This is a genomic window from Sinorhizobium alkalisoli, assembly GCF_008932245.1.
GTDB lineage: Bacteria > Pseudomonadota > Alphaproteobacteria > Rhizobiales > Rhizobiaceae > Sinorhizobium > Sinorhizobium alkalisoli.
On record NZ_CP034910.1, the window covers coordinates 340606 to 355771 of the forward strand.

Consider the following 15166-nt stretch of genomic DNA (forward strand, 5'->3'; position numbering starts at 1 on the left):
GATCCGGCCGAAGCCGGGTCCAGAGGGAGGAAAACATGACATTTCGCAAGATGCTTCTGGCGTCAGCGGTCGTCCTGTGCGCCGCAATGCCGAATTCCGCGTCGGCCGAAACATCCGACAAGAAGATTGCGCTTTCGAACAATTATGCCGGAAACTCCTGGCGGCAGGCGATGCTCACGAGCTGGGACAAGGTGACGGGCGAGGCCGTCAAGGCGGGCGTGGTTGCGGCTGCCGATCCCTTCACGACGGCGGAAAACCAGGCGACCGAGCAGGCCGCGCAGATCCAGAACATGATCCTGCAGGGCTATGACGCCATCGTCCTCAACGCCGCCTCGCCGACCGCGCTCAACGGCGCGGTCAAGGAGGCATGCGATGCCGGCATCATCGTCGTCTCGTTCGACGGCGTGGTGAGCGAGCCCTGTGCCTGGCGGATCGCCGTCAATTTCAAGGAAATGGGCCGCAGCGAGGTCGAATATCTGTCGAAGAAGCTGCCCGAGGGCGGGAACCTCCTTGAGATCCGCGGCCTTGCCGGCGTCTTCGTCGATGATGAGATCTCGGCGGGCATTCACGAGGGCGTCAAGCAGTACCCGCAGTTCAAGATCGTCGGGTCCGTCCATGGCGATTGGGCGCAGGATGTCGCCCAGAAGGCCGTCGCCGGTATCCTGCCGAGCCTTCCCGAGATCGTCGGCGTCGTAACCCAGGGCGGTGACGGCTATGGCGCCGCCCAGGCGTTCGCAGCCGCCAATCGGCCGATGCCGATCATCATCATGGGAAACCGCGAGGACGAACTGAAGTGGTGGAAGGAGCAGAAGGATGCCAACGGCTATGAAACCATGTCGGTCTCGATCGCGCCCGGTGTCTCCACGCTCGCATTCTGGGTTGCCCAGCAGATCCTCGACGGCAAGGAAGTCAAGAAGGACCTCGTCGTGCCCTTCCTGCGCATCGACCAGGACAATCTCGAAGAGAACCTCGCCAATACCCAGGCCGGCGGTGTTGCCAACGTCGAATATTCGCAGGCCGATGCGATCAAGGTGATCGAATCCGCGGAATGACGGTCTTGCCCATGTCGCGCGGTCCTCTTCGGGGCCGCGCCACAGACCCCGTTCAAATCGATCCCAATACAACAGACGGCGGTAAATGACGGTCAGAATGTCGAAGTCGATAATCGAGGTTGCCGACGCCAAGGTGAGTTTCGGAGCGGTCAGGGCGCTCGCCGGCGTGACGCTCGCCATCCGGCCGGGGGAATGCGTCGGCCTCGTCGGCCATAACGGTGCCGGCAAGTCGACGATCGTCAGCGTCATCAATGGTGGCCTGACGCCGCAGCAGGGCAGCATCTCGGGCGACGGCGAACCTCTTCAGCGCTACGGTATCAACGCGGCCAGGGCGCGCGGCATACGCTGCGTCTTCCAGGAGCTTTCTCTCTGCCCGAACCTCACCGTGGTCGAAAATACCCGCATTCTGCACCGCCAACTGGGTGGCCTCGGCTGGCGCAGGCGGGCAAGGCTCGTGATCGAGCGCAGCCTCGATGCGGTTTTTCCGGGCCACGGGATCGAAAGCGACAGGACCGTCGGGGATCTTTCCATCGCCGAACGGCAGATGGTCGAGATTGCCATGGCATTCTCCGATGCCGGCATTGCGCCCCGGCTCATCATCCTGGACGAGCCGACCTCCTCGCTCGATGGGAGCCTCGCCGAGCAGATGCTCGCTTATGTCCGGCGTTTCGTCGCGGGCGGCGGTGCGGTCTTTCTGATTTCCCATATCCTCCACGAGATCCTCGCCACGGCGAGCCGGATCGTGGTCATGAAGGACGGGCGCATCGTCGCCGAACGGCCTGCCGATGCCTGGAGCGAGCACGGCCTGGTCGAGGCCATGGGAAGCGTCGTCAAGGGCGAGGCGCATCGGCGCACGCTGCGCGACCTTGCCAAAGAGCCCGTGGTGATCGCGCAGACCGGCCGCGGCCTGTCCCTTCAGGCCAAACGCGGCGAGATCGTCGGGCTCGCCGGGCTCGCCGGACACGGCCAGACGCGCATGCTGATGAAACTCCATGCGGCGAGCACCGCCGATTGGCTGCCTCGCCGCGACCCGGCGGTGACCTTCGTCGCGGGGGATCGCCGCCTGAACGGCGTCTTCGAACTCTGGAGCGTCCTCAAGAACTTCTCCATCGCCTCGCTCCACGATCTTGCCGCACGCGGCGTAGTCGACGCCGAGGCGGAGGCCGAGCGCGCCGGAGAGTGGAGGCGCCGCATAGATATCCGCACGCCCGACATGGCCAACCGCATGCTGTCGCTTTCGGGCGGCAACCAGCAGAAGGTGCTCTTCGCCCGGTCGCTCGCGACCCGGGCGCCGGTGGTGCTGATGGACGATCCCATGCGCGGCGTCGACGTCGGCACCAAGCAGGAGGTCTACGAGATCATTCGGCAGGAGGCTCAGCGCGGCCGCACCTTCGTCTGGTATTCGACGGAGATGGAGGAGGTCTGCCTCTGCGACCGCGTCTATGTCTTCCGCGAAGGGGAAATCGTCGCGGAACTGGCGGGAGACGCCGTCAGCGAGGAAAACATCCTCGCCGCGTCCTTCAAGGGGGAGGCAGCGGCATGAAGCTGACGCCTTCGGCTGATGCGATCCGGCTCGCCATTCCCGCCCTTTCGCTCGCCGTGCTTCTTGCTGCCGTCTTCTGGCTGCAGCCGCGCGCGATGAGCTATATCGGCCTCAACCTGCTCTTCAATCTCGCGGTTCCGATCGCACTCGCGACGATCGCCCAGATGCTCATCATGTCGGTGAACGACCTCGATCTCGCGATGGGCACCTTCGTCAGCTTCGTCGCCTGCGTGACGGCGACCTTCCTGCGCGACCAGCCGCTTGTCGGGATTTTGATCCTTGCCGGCGCCGTCGCCGTCTATGCCGTGCTCGGCGTCGTCATTCACCTGCGCGGCCTGCCATCGATCGTGGTTTCGCTCGGCATGAGCTTCGTCTGGGCCGGGCTTGCCGTGCTTCTGCTGCCGGCGCCCGGCGGACAGGCGCCGGAATGGGTCCGAAGCCTGATGACGATGAAGCCACCCGTCGCCCCGATGGCGATCGTCGCCAGCGTCGTCATTGCCATCGTCGCGCATCTGATCGTAATGCGCTCCTCGCTCGGCGTACTCATCCGCGGTATCGGCGGCAATCAGCGCTCGGTGGAGCGGGCGGGCTGGTCGGTGCTCGCCGCCCGCGCTGCGGCTTACGGACTTGCCGGCGTCTTTGCGGTGCTCGCCGGCATCGCGCTCGTCGGGCTCACCACATCGGCCGATGCCAACATCGCGCTTAGATACACGCTGCTCTCGATCGCGGGCGTGATCCTCGGCGGCGGCGAATTCATAGGCGGGCGCGTCTCGCCCATCGGCGCGGTCATCGGCGCCCTGACGCTGACGCTTGCCGGCTCGTTCCTCTCCTTCCTGCGCATCTCGCCCGACTGGCAGATCGGCGCCCAGGGCGCGATCCTCATTATCGTGCTCGCCTTGCGCCTGCTGCTCAACCGTCTGGAATATCGGGAGAAGCGGCGATGAGGATCGTCGACCGGCTTTCGCGCGCGCCCTGGATCTGGTCATGGTTCGCGGCCTTCCTGGTCTGGTTCGCGACGATCATGGTGACGGGCGGCGCAAGCACCCTCGGCCTCTCCCAGGCGGCGCTGACCTTTGCCGCCTTCTCGATCATCGTCGGCATCAGCCAGATGTTCGTCATCACGCTTGGCCCCGGCAACATCGACCTGTCGATACCCGCCACCATGACGCTCGCGGGCACCGTGGCGCTGAAGCTCATGGACGTCGACAACGCCATGATCCTGCCGGGCTTGGCGACGGCAATCCTGATCGGGATGGGTGTCGGCCTGTCGAACTATGCCCTCATCAAGGCCCTGCGCATCCCGCCGATCATCGCGACGCTGTCGATGAGCTTCATCATCCAGTCGGCGGCCATCTGGACCAATCGCGGCCTGCGCATCAAACCGCCGAGCTTCCTCGCCGATTTCACGACGTCGACCACGCTCGGCGTACCCAACGTTTCCCTCGTGGCGCTGGTGATCTCCGTCGCCGCCTGGTTCCTGCTCGAAAAGACCGTTTACGGGCGCTGGATCTCCGCGATCGGCCAGAGCATGCCGGCGGCGCGCATGGCGGGCGTTCCGGTCGACGGCACCCGTTTCGTCACCTACGTGCTCTCGGCCGTCCTTGCCTCGCTTGCGGGCTACCTGCTCGCCTGCTTCTCGGGCGGTGCGGCCCTCAACATGGGCACGGAATATCTTCTGATGTCGATCGCGGTCGTCGTTCTCGGCGGCACCGCGGTCGCCGGCGGCGATTCCAACGTGCCGGGCATCTGGGGCGCCTCGCTCTTCATGTTTCTCGTCGTCTCCATGCTCAATACCTACGGCCTCGGCGCGGGCATCCGCCTGATCATGACCGGGCTCATCATCATCAGCGTCATCATGCTCGCAGGCGGCCGACAGCCTGGCGCGCGTTAGAGCATGGACCGACCGGAGTGAAACGACGATCGATAAGATCATGCGTCAGAAAGAAAGCGTTAGAGCGTCGATCTGATCCAGTCAGATCGAAACGCGCTCGAGTTCGGGGACGGACCACATGGCCAGGGAACAAATCTACCAGATCGACGATCCGCGTTTCGCCCATCTGATCGTCGGCAGCGCGCGCCTCGAGGAGCTCTATTCCGGCTGCCGCTGGGCGGAGGGGCCGGTCTGGTTCAGCGATGCCAACCAGCTCCTCTGGAGCGACATCCCGAACGAGCGGATGCTGCGTTGGACCCCGGAAGGCGGCGTCTCCGCCTTCCGGCAGCCGTCGAATTTCGCCAACGGCCACACGCGCGACCGGCAGGGACGCCTGATTTCCTGCGAGCACGGAACACGCCGCGTCACCCGGACCGAGATCGACGGCTCGATCACGACGCTCGCCGAAAGGTTTGGCGGCCGGCGGCTCAATTCACCCAACGACGTCGTCGTCCGGTCGGACGGCACGATCTGGTTCACCGACCCGACCTACGGCATCCTTTCCGACTATGAGGGCTATCGCGCGGAGCCGGAACAGGAGAGCCGCAATGTCTACCGGCTGGACCCGATAACCGGCGAGCTCGCCGCGGTCGCCACCGACTTCAACCAGCCAAACGGCCTCGCCTTCTCGCCCGACGAGACGATCCTCTATGTCGCCGACTCCGGCGCAAGCCATGACGACGCGCTGCCGCGGCATATTCGCGCCTTCGATGTTCTGGACGGGCAGCTCGCCAACGGGCGTGTCTTTTCGACGATCGACAACGGCATCCCCGACGGCATCCGCACCGACACGGCAGGCAATCTCTGGTCGAGCGCCGGGGACGGCGTGCACTGCTTCGCACCGGACGGCGTGCGCATCGGCAAGATTCTCGTGCCGCAGACGGTCGCCAACCTCACCTTCGGCGGCCCTCGCCGCAATCGCCTCTTCATCGCCGCGACGACGTCGCTCTACGCGATCTATGTCACCGCGACCGGCGCCCAGGTTCCGTGAGCGGGGGGTGTCGCTTGGCATTTCGCAACGGTTCGAGCCACGTCCTACCCGGAGCTGCGATTTTGGCCAACTGCCTTACCGGCCAGACGGCGCCAGTTTCAGGTGGCGTCCGGTAGGATTTTATCCTGCTCTCACAAAGAGCAAGCAAGCTGGACGCATGAGTATGGCCGAAAAACTGGGCATTACCCTTCCCATTGAAATGGCCGACGCCATCAAGGCGCGCGTGGAGGCGGGTCTTTACGGCTCCACAAGCAAGGCAATGCGCGCGGCGGTGCGCGCCCTTCTTCGGGACGAGGAAGAGCACGAGGAGCGCCTGGCCGCAATCAGGGCCCGCGTGCGCCAGTCCCTTGTGGATCCCCGTCCGAGTCTGACGGGTGGAGAGGTCCCGAAGCACCTCAACAGTCTCTACTCCGAGCACCAAAGCTAAACGCTCGACGAAGCGATTCCAGGTTGTTTACCGCCCTGAGGCGGTCGCCGACATTTGACCAGACCGCCGACTTCGATCACGGCAGGCGTGGAGGAGCGGTGCAGACCCTCACAGGTAGCCGATCACCGCCGGTGGCCGATCCCAGGCATCGTGCCGGCCGTCCTCATACACGATCGGAGCATTCGCGAGTTCCTCATCCGTCGCGTCGTCGAGACAGGCGATGTTCACCGCATGGAACGGGCCGCCCATCATCTCGAAGTCGGCGCTGGCAAACGGATGGACGCCGCAGTGCCGGCAGAGGACGTGGCGGATCATGCGTTCGCCGAAGCGGTATTCCGCCAAAGCCTCCTCGCCGGAAAGCAGCGAGAAATCCTCTGGCGTGACGAACACCTTCCAGAACCGCGTCTTCAGGCAGGAGGAACAGTTGCAGCGAAAGGTTGTCGTCCACCAGACGCCCGGCCGCGGCGCTGGGGAACGGCTTCCCTCCGGTGCAAGATCGAGATTTGCGGAAAAGCGCACCGCGCCGCAGTGGCAGCTTCCGTGATAGCCCTTCTTCATTGCATTTCCTCCTGCCGGGCAGCGACATAGGCGACGAGCCGGTCCATGCACTCGCTCCATCCCTCCGCGTGCGAATCGCGGCTCTCGGCGCTCGTGAACGGCGCCTGATGGAAGGTGAGACGCGTGCTCTCCGCCACGTCCTCGAGGGTGACCGTGATCAGCGTGTCGATGGCGCCTTCCTCCTCCCAGGTGAAGCTGAGGACGATGCGGCTCGGGGCCACGATCTCGCGATAGCTGCCGTGCGCCCAGTAATCCTGGCCTTGGGGCGAGCGGACGCAGCCGCGCCAGGCGCCGCCTTCACGAAAATCCGTTGTAATCGCGGGCACCGTGAAGTCTTTCGGCCCCCACCAGCGGGCCAGGTGTTCCGGTGTGGTCCATGCCTCGAAGACGAGGTGGGCGGGCGCCTTGAAGATGCGCGTGATGGTGAGGCCGGTTTGCTCCTTCGCAGACGGGGCATTCATGATCTTCTCCCTTGCGGTCGGGCGAACCCGGTTCAGTCGTGATCCGATTTCTCGTTGCGCTGCAGTTCATGAAGATAGTCGTCGAGCCGGTCGAAACTGCCGTCCCAGAAGTGGCGGTACCGCTCGACCCAGTTAGCGATTTCCTTCAACGGCTCCGCCTCCAGCCGGCACGGCCGCCATTGGGCATTACGGCCCCGGGATATCAGCCCCGCGCGTTCCAACACCTTCAGATGCTTGGATACCGCCGGCAGGCTCATATCGAATGGCGCTGCAAGTTCGTTCACCGTCGCCTCGCCGGCGGCAAGGCGTGCAATGATCGCCCGGCGGGTCGGGTCGGCCAATGCCGAGAGGGTGCTGCTGAGTTGATCCACTTGTTTAACCGGACGTTTAATTAACTTATCGGTTTATTACAAAGATACACCGGACTGTCAAGCGCTCCCCTTGACCTGCGACAATTGATCATCCATATACCATCCATGTGGATGGTAGAGAATTGCTCATGAACGTCAGGCAATTGCGCGACAAGACCCCGGAGTCGGAGAAGATCACGATCAACCTCGGCTATGTAGATCTGGGGAGGATCGACCTGCTCGTGCAGGAGGGCTTCTACTCCAACCGGACCGACTTCATCCGGACGGCAATCCGCAACCAGCTGGCGAGCCACTCCGACGAGATCTCGCGCTCCATCGACCGGCACACGCTGGAGCTCGGGCTGCGCGATTACGCGGCCACCGATCTCGAGGCGGTGCGGGCGGCGGGCCAACGGCTTCACATCAAGGTGGTGGGTCTCATCCGCATTGCACCGGACGTGAGCCCTGCGCTCGCGCGCGACACCATCGGTTCCCTCACCGTTCTGGGGGCACTGCAGGCAAGCGCCGAGGTGAAGGCGGCGCTTGCGGATCGGATCAGGTAACGCCGCGGGAGCGGCAGGAAGGCAATCATCATGAAGAGCGACTTCGTCGCGGAGATCCTCCGCGCGACCGGCACCTTGCGCGCCGGCGATCCCGCGGGAGCCACCGCGATCATCCGGGCCGCACTCGCGGCTGGAGGCCTCGGGCCGGGGAGCAACGCTGCGCCCGGCGCTACGGCAGTGGCTTCCCGGCCCTCCCAATGGGCAGCGGCGCGTGTCATTGAGGGCAGCCTTGCCGGCGAGCCCGCACCCGCCGCGGATAAGGGGCCACCTTCTGGCCCGGCGTCGAAGCGGCGGAATAGACCTCTGGGCGAGGTGCTGCGCATCCTTGGGGACGGCCGGCGACGGCTTGGACTTGACGGCGCCGTCCGGAGGCTCCCGGCAAGGGTGCCCGAGCTGCCGCTCCCGGATGGTGCCGAGTTCCGGGACCTGACCTTCGCCTGCGCCGCCGGCTCGCGACGCTACCGGCTCTACGTGCCGGCTTCCGGTTCGGATAGGCTCGAGGGCCTCGTCGTGATGCTGCACGGCTGCACACAGAGCCCCGAGGACTTTGCCGCGGGCACGCGCATGAACGAGCTTGCCGAGGAGCATCGCCTGCTCGTCGCCTATCCCGCCCAGACGGCCGGCGACAACGCCATGTCCTGCTGGAACTGGTTCCGGCCGGGCGATCAGGCACGCGGGGCCGGAGAGCCGGCCATCATCGCCGGACTGACAATCAGCGTCCGCGACGCTTTTGCGATCCCGCCGGACCGGGTCTTCGTCGCAGGCCTCTCCGCCGGGGGCGCGATGGCAGCAATCATGGCCGAGACCTACCCGGACCTCTATGCTGGCGTCGGCATCCATTCCGGCCTCGCCTACCGCTCGGCAAGCGACGTGGTATCGGCCTTCGCTGCAATGCGCGGGCAGGGCGGGCCGGGCTTGCCGGCCGACGACCTGAAGGGCGAAGGCGGGCCGCGCTTGATCGTGTTCCACGGAACCGCCGACTCGACGGTGGATCCTTCCAATGCCGAACGGATCATGGCGTGGCATTGTGGCGCCGGGCGGATCACGCGCTCTGTCCAGCCTGCTGCCGGCGATAGGCGCGGCTACACAAGAATTGTCAGAGAAGGCGCGAAGGGAGTGGCGGCGGAGTGCTGGATTGTCGACGGGGCGCAGCACGCCTGGAGCGGCGGGAGCGCGCGCGGATCCTACGCCGACCCCAAAGGCCCCGACGCTTCCCGGATCATGGTACAGTTTTTCCTGGGCACGGCGCCGGACTGCTAAATCGACAGTTTGCTTCAGTTTCTTGGCACATGCCTTATAGAGGAGACGCAGCATGGACCGTTTCACCGGTGGCTGCCTGTGCGGCAACGTACGAATCATGGCCTCGGGACGACCATACCGGGTCGGCCTTTGTCACTGTCTCGATTGCCGCAAGCATCATGGAGCCCTTTTTCACGCTTCCGCGATATTCCCTCAGGAGGCGGTGACGATCGAGGGCGAAACACGCGATTATGCCGGCCGGTTTTTCTGCCCCCGCTGCGGCTCGTCCGTTTTCGGACGCAGCGCCGACGAGATTGAAGTGAACCTGGGATCCCTGGATGCCCCTGATCAGTTGATGCCGACCTACGAACTCTGGACCGTCCGCCGCGAGTGCTGGTTGCCGCCGTTCCCGTTGACGAGACGGTACGAGCGCGATCGTGACGCCACGGGTCGCCTTGAGGAGTGAGGTCAATATCCGGAACGGACTGTAGGGGAAGGCGAGTGGTCAACGAGGCCGGGAGGCGGTAAGGCGCGGTGCCGGCACGAAGCGCGACCTTCGCCAGCGCCAAGCGAGCTTGACTGGACTTAATCACTCCTAATCACTATGATTAGTTTTGAATCGTAGAGGATTTTCGATGGAGACAAAGGTCTTAACGGCTCACGTGCCGCGACCGCTGGCCGAGAAGGTGGACGAGATCGCGGCGCGACTCCAACGCTCGCGCGGCTGGATTGTCAAGCAGGCGCTGTCTGCCTGGATTGATCAAGAAGAAGAGCGCCGGCGCCTGACGCTGGAGGCGCTGGCGGATGTGGACGACGGCCACTTTATTGATCAGCAGGCTGTTGAAGCCTGGGCCAACAGCCTCGACAGCGATACGCCTCTGCAGCCGCCGGCGTGATGCAGCTCATGTGGACGACCAAGGCGGTTTCCGACCTCGGCCGCCTGTATGATATTCTCGCACCGGTCAATCGCTTGGCTGCAGCACGGACGGTGCGGTCTCTGACTGCCGCTCCAAAGCGCCTGCTCGAACAACTGCGCCTTGGCGAACGGCTCGAGGAATTCGAGCCCCGGGAAGTCCGGCGAGTTCTCGTTGGCCACTATGAGATCCGCTATGAAATCCAGCAGTCGACGATCTATGTCTTACGGCTCTGGCACACACGCGAGAACCGCTAGTCTGAAGCGACGTGCTTTCCGACATGTCCGGAAACGAAAAGCAGAGTCGGTCTCAGGCGGCGCTATTGCAACAACGCTGCACGTAAATCCGAGCGGCGAAGCTGATTATCTGAACCGAGCAGGCAAGGCGCTCTGCGCAGTCACGGCCCGAAGAGGCGGCGATCCCAGTAAACCGGGTGATGAAGACTGCCCTGAATTTCAGGGAACTCCGAATGAGCTGGATTTATCAGAATATTGCGGTCGAGTCGGGCGACAACACTGGGGACCAGCAAGATCACGCTCCTCCTTTCGAGACACCATTGCTCGCCAAATCCCTTGCGGGCACAAGCGTCACATCGCCGCCGGCACACTCGATTGGTGATCGGCCTCGTGACTCACATCGCCCATATTCAACAGTCGCGACGGCACCGTTGATCAACCGAAACGCGTCCACGTCCGCATTCCGCAGCAACTTTCCCGCAACGCAGCAATTCCGCCCGTCCTCCGCCCGTGCTACGAAGGGAAAACTGGCGTCCGCCGGCAATCCGAGAGAACCGAGGCAATATGGCGGCACGCCAGCGCATCATTCCCGTTCGACGCGAATATAATCGCTGGGTCGCCAACCAGACGCTTGAGGACTATGCGCTGCGCTTCACCGCGAAAGGCGCACGGCGCTTCTCCTCCGAGCGCATCTCGCAGACGGCGATCGGCGCCATCTCCTTTCTCGCGCTGGAGGCGATCGGCGGCGCCATCACCATGTCCTACGGCACCACCAATGCGATCGTTGCGATCCTGGTGGCGAGCCTGATGATCCTCCTGGTCGGCCTGCCGATCAGCCGCTACGCCATTCGCTACGGGGTGGACATCGACCTTCTGACGCGCGGCGCAAGCTTCGGCTATATCGGCTCCACCATCACCTCGCTCGTCTATGCCAGCTTCACCTTCATCCTCTTTGCGATCGAGGCCTCGATCATGTCGGGCGCGCTGGAGCTCGCGCTTGGGCTACCGCTCTGGATCGGCTACATCGTCAGCGCCGTCGTCGTGATCCCGCTGGTCACCCACGGCGTCCGGCTGATCAGCAAGTTCCAGCTTGCCACCCAGCCCTTCTGGATCGTGCTCAACATCCTGCCCTTCGCCTTCATCGCGCTTGCCGATTGGGAGAAGGTGGGCCTCTGGCTTTCCTATGCCGGCCTCCGGCATACTTCCGGGCCCGTAGGTACCCTCGCCCCCTTCGATCTCCTCGAATTCGGCGCCGCCTCCGCGGTCATTTTCGCCCTCATGGCGCAGATCGGCGAACAGGTGGACTTCCTGCGCTTCCTGCCTCCGGACGGCCAGCGCAAGCTGCACCATCGGATCGGCGTCTTCCTCGCCGGCGCCGGCTGGGTCGTCCTCGGCGCGCCGAAGCTCCTCGCCGGCTCTTTCCTCGTCGTGCTGGCGCTGAGCTCCGGCGTGCCTTCGACCCGCGCCGCCGATCCGGCGCAGATGTATTACACCGCCTTCGGCTACATCTTTCCGTCGGAAACGGCGGCCCTGCTCCTGATGGTCGCCTTTGTGGTCATCTCGCAGCTGAAGATCAACGTGATGAACGCCTATGCCGGGTCGCTCGCCTGGTCGAACTTCTTTTCGCGGTTGACCCACAGCCATCCCGGCCGCGTCATCTGGCTCGTCTTCAACGTGGCGATCGCGCTTCTCCTCATGGAACTCGGCATCTATCGGCTGCTCGAGGAGACGCTCGGCATCTTCTCCATCATCGCCATGGCCTGGCTTTGCTCGATCTCGGCCGACCTCTTCGTCAACAAGCCGCTCGGCCTGTCACCCCCCGGGATCGAATTCAAGCGTGCCCATCTCTACGACATAAACCCCGTCGGCATCGGCGCGATGGGCGTTTCGGCGCTTCTCGCACTCGTCGCGCATTTCGGCGCACTCGGGGCGACCGCCGCCTCGCTTGCGCCCTATATCGCACTCATCACCGCCTTCATCGTCTCGCCGCTGATTGCCTGGTGGACGGACGGCAAGTTCTACCTCGCCCGCAAGCCGCGCAAGAGCTGGTTCCGCGAAAGCGAAATCACCTGCTCGATCTGCGAGCACCCGTTCGAGCCCGAGGACATGGCCTGGTGCCCGGCCTATGCGGCGCCGATCTGTTCGCTCTGCTGTTCGCTCGACAGCCGCTGTCACGACATGTGCAAGCCGAAGGCACGGCTGAACACGCAAATCGCAACCGTCGCCAAGACGCTGCTGCCGGAGCCGGTCGTCGAAAGGCTCGCCACCCGCCTTGGCCGCTACGCGATCGCCGCCATCCTGTCGATCGCCGGCATCGGCGTCATTCTGGCGATGATCGCGCACCAGACGACCGCAGCCCAGCCCGAGACCGCCGAAGTGGTCGAGCGGACGATCGCGATCGTCTTCTTCGTCTTTGCGATCGCCGCGGGCGTCGTCTCCTGGTTCTATGTGCTCGCCCATGACAGCCGCGTCGTGGCCGAAGAAGAATCCTCCCGCCAGAACACGCTACTCCTGAAGGAAATCGCCGCCCACAAGAAGACCGACGCGGCGCTGCAGAACGCCAAGGAGGCGGCGGAGGCGGCGAACCGCGCCAAGAGCCGTTATGTCGTCGGCCTCAGCCACGAACTGCGCACGCCGCTGAATGCGGTTCTCGGCTATGCCCAGATCCTCGAGCGCGACGAGACCATCCCGCCTGCCCGGCAAGGGGCGATCAAGGCGATCCGGCGCAGCGCCGACCACCTCTCGGGCCTGATCGACGGCTTGCTCGACATTTCCAAGATCGAGGCTGGCAAGCTGCAGGTCTATTCGAACGAGATCGATGTCCACGACTTCCTCGACCAGATCGTCGACATGTTCCACCCGCAGGCCCAAGCCAAGGGCGTCGCCTTCGAGCACAGCCGGGCCCCGTCGCTGCCGCAATATGTGCGCACCGACGAGAAGCGGCTCCGGCAGATTCTCGTCAACCTGCTGTCCAACGCCCTGAAATTCACCGATCGAGGCCGCATCCGCTTGGACGTCGCCTATCGAAGCCAGGTGGCGGCATTCACCATCGAGGACAGCGGCCGCGGCATCAGCGACAAGGACCTGCCGAAGATCTTCGAACCCTTCCAACGCGGCGATGCGGAATATCGCATGCCGGGGCTCGGTCTCGGCTTGACGATCACCCGCCTGCTCACCCAGACGCTCGGCGGTGAAATCTCCGTGGTGAGCGAGAAGGACAAGGGCACCGCCTTCAAGGTGAGGCTGATGCTCTCGGCCGTCGACCGGCCGGCGGCGCTCAAGGATCCGGTGCGCAGGATCAGGTCCTACAAGGGCGCGCGCCGGACAATTCTGGTCGTCGACGACAACCAGGACCACCGCGACCTCATGCGCGAAATTTTGGCGCCGCTCGATTTTACGGTGATTGCAGCGGCAAGCGGCGCCGAGTGCCTGGCGCTCGTCGAAGCCGTCAAGGCCGATCTGTTCCTGATCGACATAACCATGCCCGGCATCAATGGCTGGGAACTAGTGACGAGGCTCAGAGAAGCCGGCCAGACGGCGCCGGTGATCATGCTCTCGGCCAATATCGGCGACGGCTCGGCGGCCGCCGCCATCGGCCACAACGACACGCTTGCCAAGCCCTTCGGCGTGCGCCAGCTCACCGACAAGCTGGCGATCCACCTCAAGCTCGACTGGATCTACGAGGACGATGCAAGGCACACGCCGGACCCGGGGAAGACCGGCGCGGTGAGGAGCCCCGGCGACCATCACGTGAAGGAATTGATCCGGCTCGGCGAAATCGGCTACGTCAGAGGCATCGAGGCGAAGCTGACGGAGATTGCCCTGAACCCGGAGAACCAGCCCTTTGCCGAGGCCGTCAGCGCCTTTGTCGAGGCCTTCGACCTCGCCGGCTACGACGCCCTCCTGAAACGGATGTTGCCCGAGGAGGCGAATAGCCGTGACTGACGCGAACCCGCGCGACATTGTCCTGCTCGTCGATGATTCTCCCGAGGCGCTCGGCTTCCTGACCGAGGCGCTGGAACAGTCCGGCTTCTCGGTGTTGATCGCCACCTCAGGCAATGCCGCGCTCAATATCGCCGACCGCATCACCCCCGATATCATCCTTCTCGATGCGGTCATGCCCGGCATGGACGGATTCGAAACCTGCATACGGCTGAAGGCGAATGCATCCGTTGCCCAGGTGCCGGTGGTGTTCATGACGGGGCTGACGGAGACGGAGCATGTCGTGCACGCGCTGGAAGCGGGCGGCGTCGACTATCTTACGAAGCCGATCAACATCGACGAGTTGCGCGCCCGCATGCGCGTCCACCTTTCGAACGCCCGCTCCGCCCAGAGCGCCCGCGTCGCGCTCGATGCCGCCGGGCGACATCTGCTGGCCGTGCGCGGCGACGGCACCCTGCGCTGGTCGACGCCGCAGGCGACCCGCCTCGTCAACGCCGCCACCGGCAGCGACGATGGCCTCGCCGTCGTCGCCGGCCGCATCGCCGCATGGTTGCGGGAGCGCGAAGGACGGGCCGGCGAAAGGCAGGGCAGCGTCACGCTGCAGCAGGCGGGCCAGACGGGCCTGCAGATTTCCTATCTCGGCGCCATCGGCGCCAATGAATATCTATTCCGGCTGACGGCCGAGAACGGCATGAGCGACGACGAGATGCTGCGCCAGCATTTCCATCTGACCCAGCGGGAATCCGAGGTGCTGCTCTGGATCGCCAAGGGCAAGGCGAACCGCGACATCGGCGAGATACTGGGGTTGAGCGCCCGCACCGTCACCAAGCATCTCGAACAGATCTATGTGAAGCTCGGCGTCGAAAACCGGGCCTCCGCCGCCGTCAAGGCGACCCAGGTGCTGCACGGCATTTGACCAAACAAAAAAAGGGGCGCGATCCGGAAGACCGGACCGCGCCC

At 64.5% G+C, this 15166-nt stretch carries 16 protein-coding genes and 1 pseudogene; 13 read left to right on the plus strand and 4 right to left on the minus strand.

Features of this window, described 5'->3' with window-relative positions:
- Window positions 1–35 precede the first annotated feature (35 nt).
- The 6 genes from EKH55_RS19215 (at window position 36) to EKH55_RS19240 (ending at window position 5943) form a co-directional block, all read left to right on the plus strand.
- Window positions 36–1052, plus strand: a complete 1017-nt coding sequence (locus EKH55_RS19215) for an ABC transporter substrate-binding protein (protein WP_151612488.1) — start codon at window positions 36–38, stop codon at window positions 1050–1052.
- 97 nt (window positions 1053–1149) lie between these two features.
- Window positions 1150–2595, plus strand: coding sequence for a sugar ABC transporter ATP-binding protein (locus EKH55_RS19220; protein ID WP_246231941.1), 1446 nt, complete (start codon window positions 1150–1152; stop codon window positions 2593–2595).
- On the plus strand, window positions 2592–3539 hold the full coding sequence (locus tag EKH55_RS19225; RefSeq protein ID WP_151612492.1) for an ABC transporter permease: 948 nt from the start codon (window positions 2592–2594) through the stop codon (window positions 3537–3539). The genes EKH55_RS19220 and EKH55_RS19225 overlap by 4 nt, the downstream gene beginning before the upstream one ends.
- Complete coding sequence (locus EKH55_RS19230) at window positions 3536–4486, plus strand: ABC transporter permease (RefSeq protein ID WP_151612494.1); 951 nt, start codon at window positions 3536–3538, stop codon at window positions 4484–4486. Before EKH55_RS19225 ends, EKH55_RS19230 begins: the two co-directional genes overlap by 4 nt.
- Before the next feature lie 118 nt (window positions 4487–4604).
- Window positions 4605–5516 (plus strand): SMP-30/gluconolactonase/LRE family protein, encoded by a 912-nt coding sequence (locus EKH55_RS19235; RefSeq protein ID WP_151612495.1) that lies wholly within the window; start codon window positions 4605–4607, stop codon window positions 5514–5516.
- Between the two features lie 163 nt (window positions 5517–5679).
- A complete protein-coding gene (locus EKH55_RS19240; protein WP_151612497.1) occupies window positions 5680–5943 on the plus strand; it encodes a ribbon-helix-helix domain-containing protein in 264 nt (87 codons plus the stop codon).
- A 108-nt stretch (window positions 5944–6051) separates the two neighbouring features.
- On the opposite strand, the gene EKH55_RS19245 is transcribed toward EKH55_RS19240, so the two are convergent.
- From EKH55_RS19245 to EKH55_RS19255, 3 genes are read right to left on the minus strand one after another with little or no spacing between them, the layout of a single operon-like run.
- Window positions 6052–6501 (minus strand): GFA family protein, encoded by a 450-nt coding sequence (locus tag EKH55_RS19245; RefSeq protein ID WP_151612499.1) that lies wholly within the window; start codon window positions 6499–6501, stop codon window positions 6052–6054.
- Complete coding sequence (locus tag EKH55_RS19250) at window positions 6498–6962, minus strand: SRPBCC family protein (RefSeq protein ID WP_151612501.1); 465 nt, start codon at window positions 6960–6962, stop codon at window positions 6498–6500. Before EKH55_RS19250 ends, EKH55_RS19245 begins: the two co-directional genes overlap by 4 nt.
- Window positions 6963–6994: 32 nt before the next feature.
- Complete coding sequence (locus EKH55_RS19255; protein WP_151612503.1) at window positions 6995–7333, minus strand: ArsR/SmtB family transcription factor; 339 nt, start codon at window positions 7331–7333, stop codon at window positions 6995–6997.
- A gap of 128 nt (window positions 7334–7461) precedes the next feature.
- On the opposite strand from EKH55_RS19255, the gene EKH55_RS19260 reads away from it, so the two are divergent.
- The 5 genes from EKH55_RS19260 (at window position 7462) to EKH55_RS19280 (ending at window position 10285) form a co-directional block, all read left to right on the plus strand.
- Window positions 7462–7875: a CopG family transcriptional regulator gene (locus EKH55_RS19260; RefSeq protein ID WP_151612505.1), complete on the plus strand. Its 414-nt coding sequence runs from the start codon at window positions 7462–7464 to the stop codon at window positions 7873–7875.
- A gap of 30 nt (window positions 7876–7905) precedes the next feature.
- On the plus strand, window positions 7906–9135 hold the full coding sequence (locus tag EKH55_RS19265) for an extracellular catalytic domain type 1 short-chain-length polyhydroxyalkanoate depolymerase (RefSeq protein ID WP_151612507.1): 1230 nt from the start codon (window positions 7906–7908) through the stop codon (window positions 9133–9135).
- A gap of 52 nt (window positions 9136–9187) precedes the next feature.
- Window positions 9188–9580 (plus strand): GFA family protein, encoded by a 393-nt coding sequence (locus tag EKH55_RS19270; RefSeq protein WP_151612509.1) that lies wholly within the window; start codon window positions 9188–9190, stop codon window positions 9578–9580.
- Between the two features lie 169 nt (window positions 9581–9749).
- Complete coding sequence (locus EKH55_RS19275) at window positions 9750–10010, plus strand: CopG family ribbon-helix-helix protein (RefSeq protein ID WP_151612511.1); 261 nt, start codon at window positions 9750–9752, stop codon at window positions 10008–10010.
- Entirely contained in the window at window positions 10010–10285 is a 276-nt protein-coding gene (locus EKH55_RS19280; RefSeq protein ID WP_151613883.1) for a type II toxin-antitoxin system RelE/ParE family toxin, read from the plus strand. The genes EKH55_RS19275 and EKH55_RS19280 overlap by 1 nt, the downstream gene beginning before the upstream one ends.
- Window positions 10286–10425: 140 nt before the next feature.
- Here the strand turns inward: EKH55_RS19280 and EKH55_RS30300 are convergent.
- Window positions 10426–10602 (minus strand): annotated as a pseudogene (locus tag EKH55_RS30300) (RES family NAD+ phosphorylase); the annotation flags it as partial.
- A 226-nt stretch (window positions 10603–10828) separates the two neighbouring features.
- Between EKH55_RS30300 and EKH55_RS19290 the strand changes: the two are divergent.
- Window positions 10829–14209: a hybrid sensor histidine kinase/response regulator gene (locus EKH55_RS19290; RefSeq protein WP_151612515.1), complete on the plus strand. Its 3381-nt coding sequence runs from the start codon at window positions 10829–10831 to the stop codon at window positions 14207–14209.
- A complete protein-coding gene (locus tag EKH55_RS19295) occupies window positions 14202–15122 on the plus strand; it encodes a response regulator (protein ID WP_427915861.1) in 921 nt (306 codons plus the stop codon). Before EKH55_RS19290 ends, EKH55_RS19295 begins: the two co-directional genes overlap by 8 nt.
- Window positions 15123–15166 lie beyond the last annotated feature (44 nt).

Excerpts from the sequence above, each read along its gene's own strand:
- EKH55_RS19215 (WP_151612488.1), top strand. The coding sequence starts at position 36 with ATGACATTTCGCAAGATGCTTCTGGCGTCAGCGGTCGTCCTGTGCGCC.
- EKH55_RS19220 (WP_246231941.1), top strand. The coding sequence starts at position 1,150 with ATGTCGAAGTCGATAATCGAGGTTGCCGACGCCAAGGTGAGTTTCGGA.
- EKH55_RS19225 (WP_151612492.1), top strand. The coding sequence starts at position 2,592 with ATGAAGCTGACGCCTTCGGCTGATGCGATCCGGCTCGCCATTCCCGCC.
- EKH55_RS19230 (WP_151612494.1), top strand. The coding sequence starts at position 3,536 with ATGAGGATCGTCGACCGGCTTTCGCGCGCGCCCTGGATCTGGTCATGG.
- EKH55_RS19235 (WP_151612495.1), top strand. The coding sequence starts at position 4,605 with ATGGCCAGGGAACAAATCTACCAGATCGACGATCCGCGTTTCGCCCAT.
- EKH55_RS19240 (WP_151612497.1), top strand. The coding sequence starts at position 5,680 with ATGGCCGAAAAACTGGGCATTACCCTTCCCATTGAAATGGCCGACGCC.
- EKH55_RS19245 (WP_151612499.1), bottom strand. The coding sequence starts at position 6,501 with ATGAAGAAGGGCTATCACGGAAGCTGCCACTGCGGCGCGGTGCGCTTT.
- EKH55_RS19250 (WP_151612501.1), bottom strand. The coding sequence starts at position 6,962 with ATGAATGCCCCGTCTGCGAAGGAGCAAACCGGCCTCACCATCACGCGC.
- EKH55_RS19260 (WP_151612505.1), top strand. The coding sequence starts at position 7,462 with ATGAACGTCAGGCAATTGCGCGACAAGACCCCGGAGTCGGAGAAGATC.
- EKH55_RS19265 (WP_151612507.1), top strand. The coding sequence starts at position 7,906 with ATGAAGAGCGACTTCGTCGCGGAGATCCTCCGCGCGACCGGCACCTTG.
- EKH55_RS19270 (WP_151612509.1), top strand. The coding sequence starts at position 9,188 with ATGGACCGTTTCACCGGTGGCTGCCTGTGCGGCAACGTACGAATCATG.
- EKH55_RS19275 (WP_151612511.1), top strand. The coding sequence starts at position 9,750 with ATGGAGACAAAGGTCTTAACGGCTCACGTGCCGCGACCGCTGGCCGAG.
- EKH55_RS19280 (WP_151613883.1), top strand. The coding sequence starts at position 10,010 with ATGCAGCTCATGTGGACGACCAAGGCGGTTTCCGACCTCGGCCGCCTG.
- EKH55_RS19290 (WP_151612515.1), top strand. The coding sequence starts at position 10,829 with ATGGCGGCACGCCAGCGCATCATTCCCGTTCGACGCGAATATAATCGC.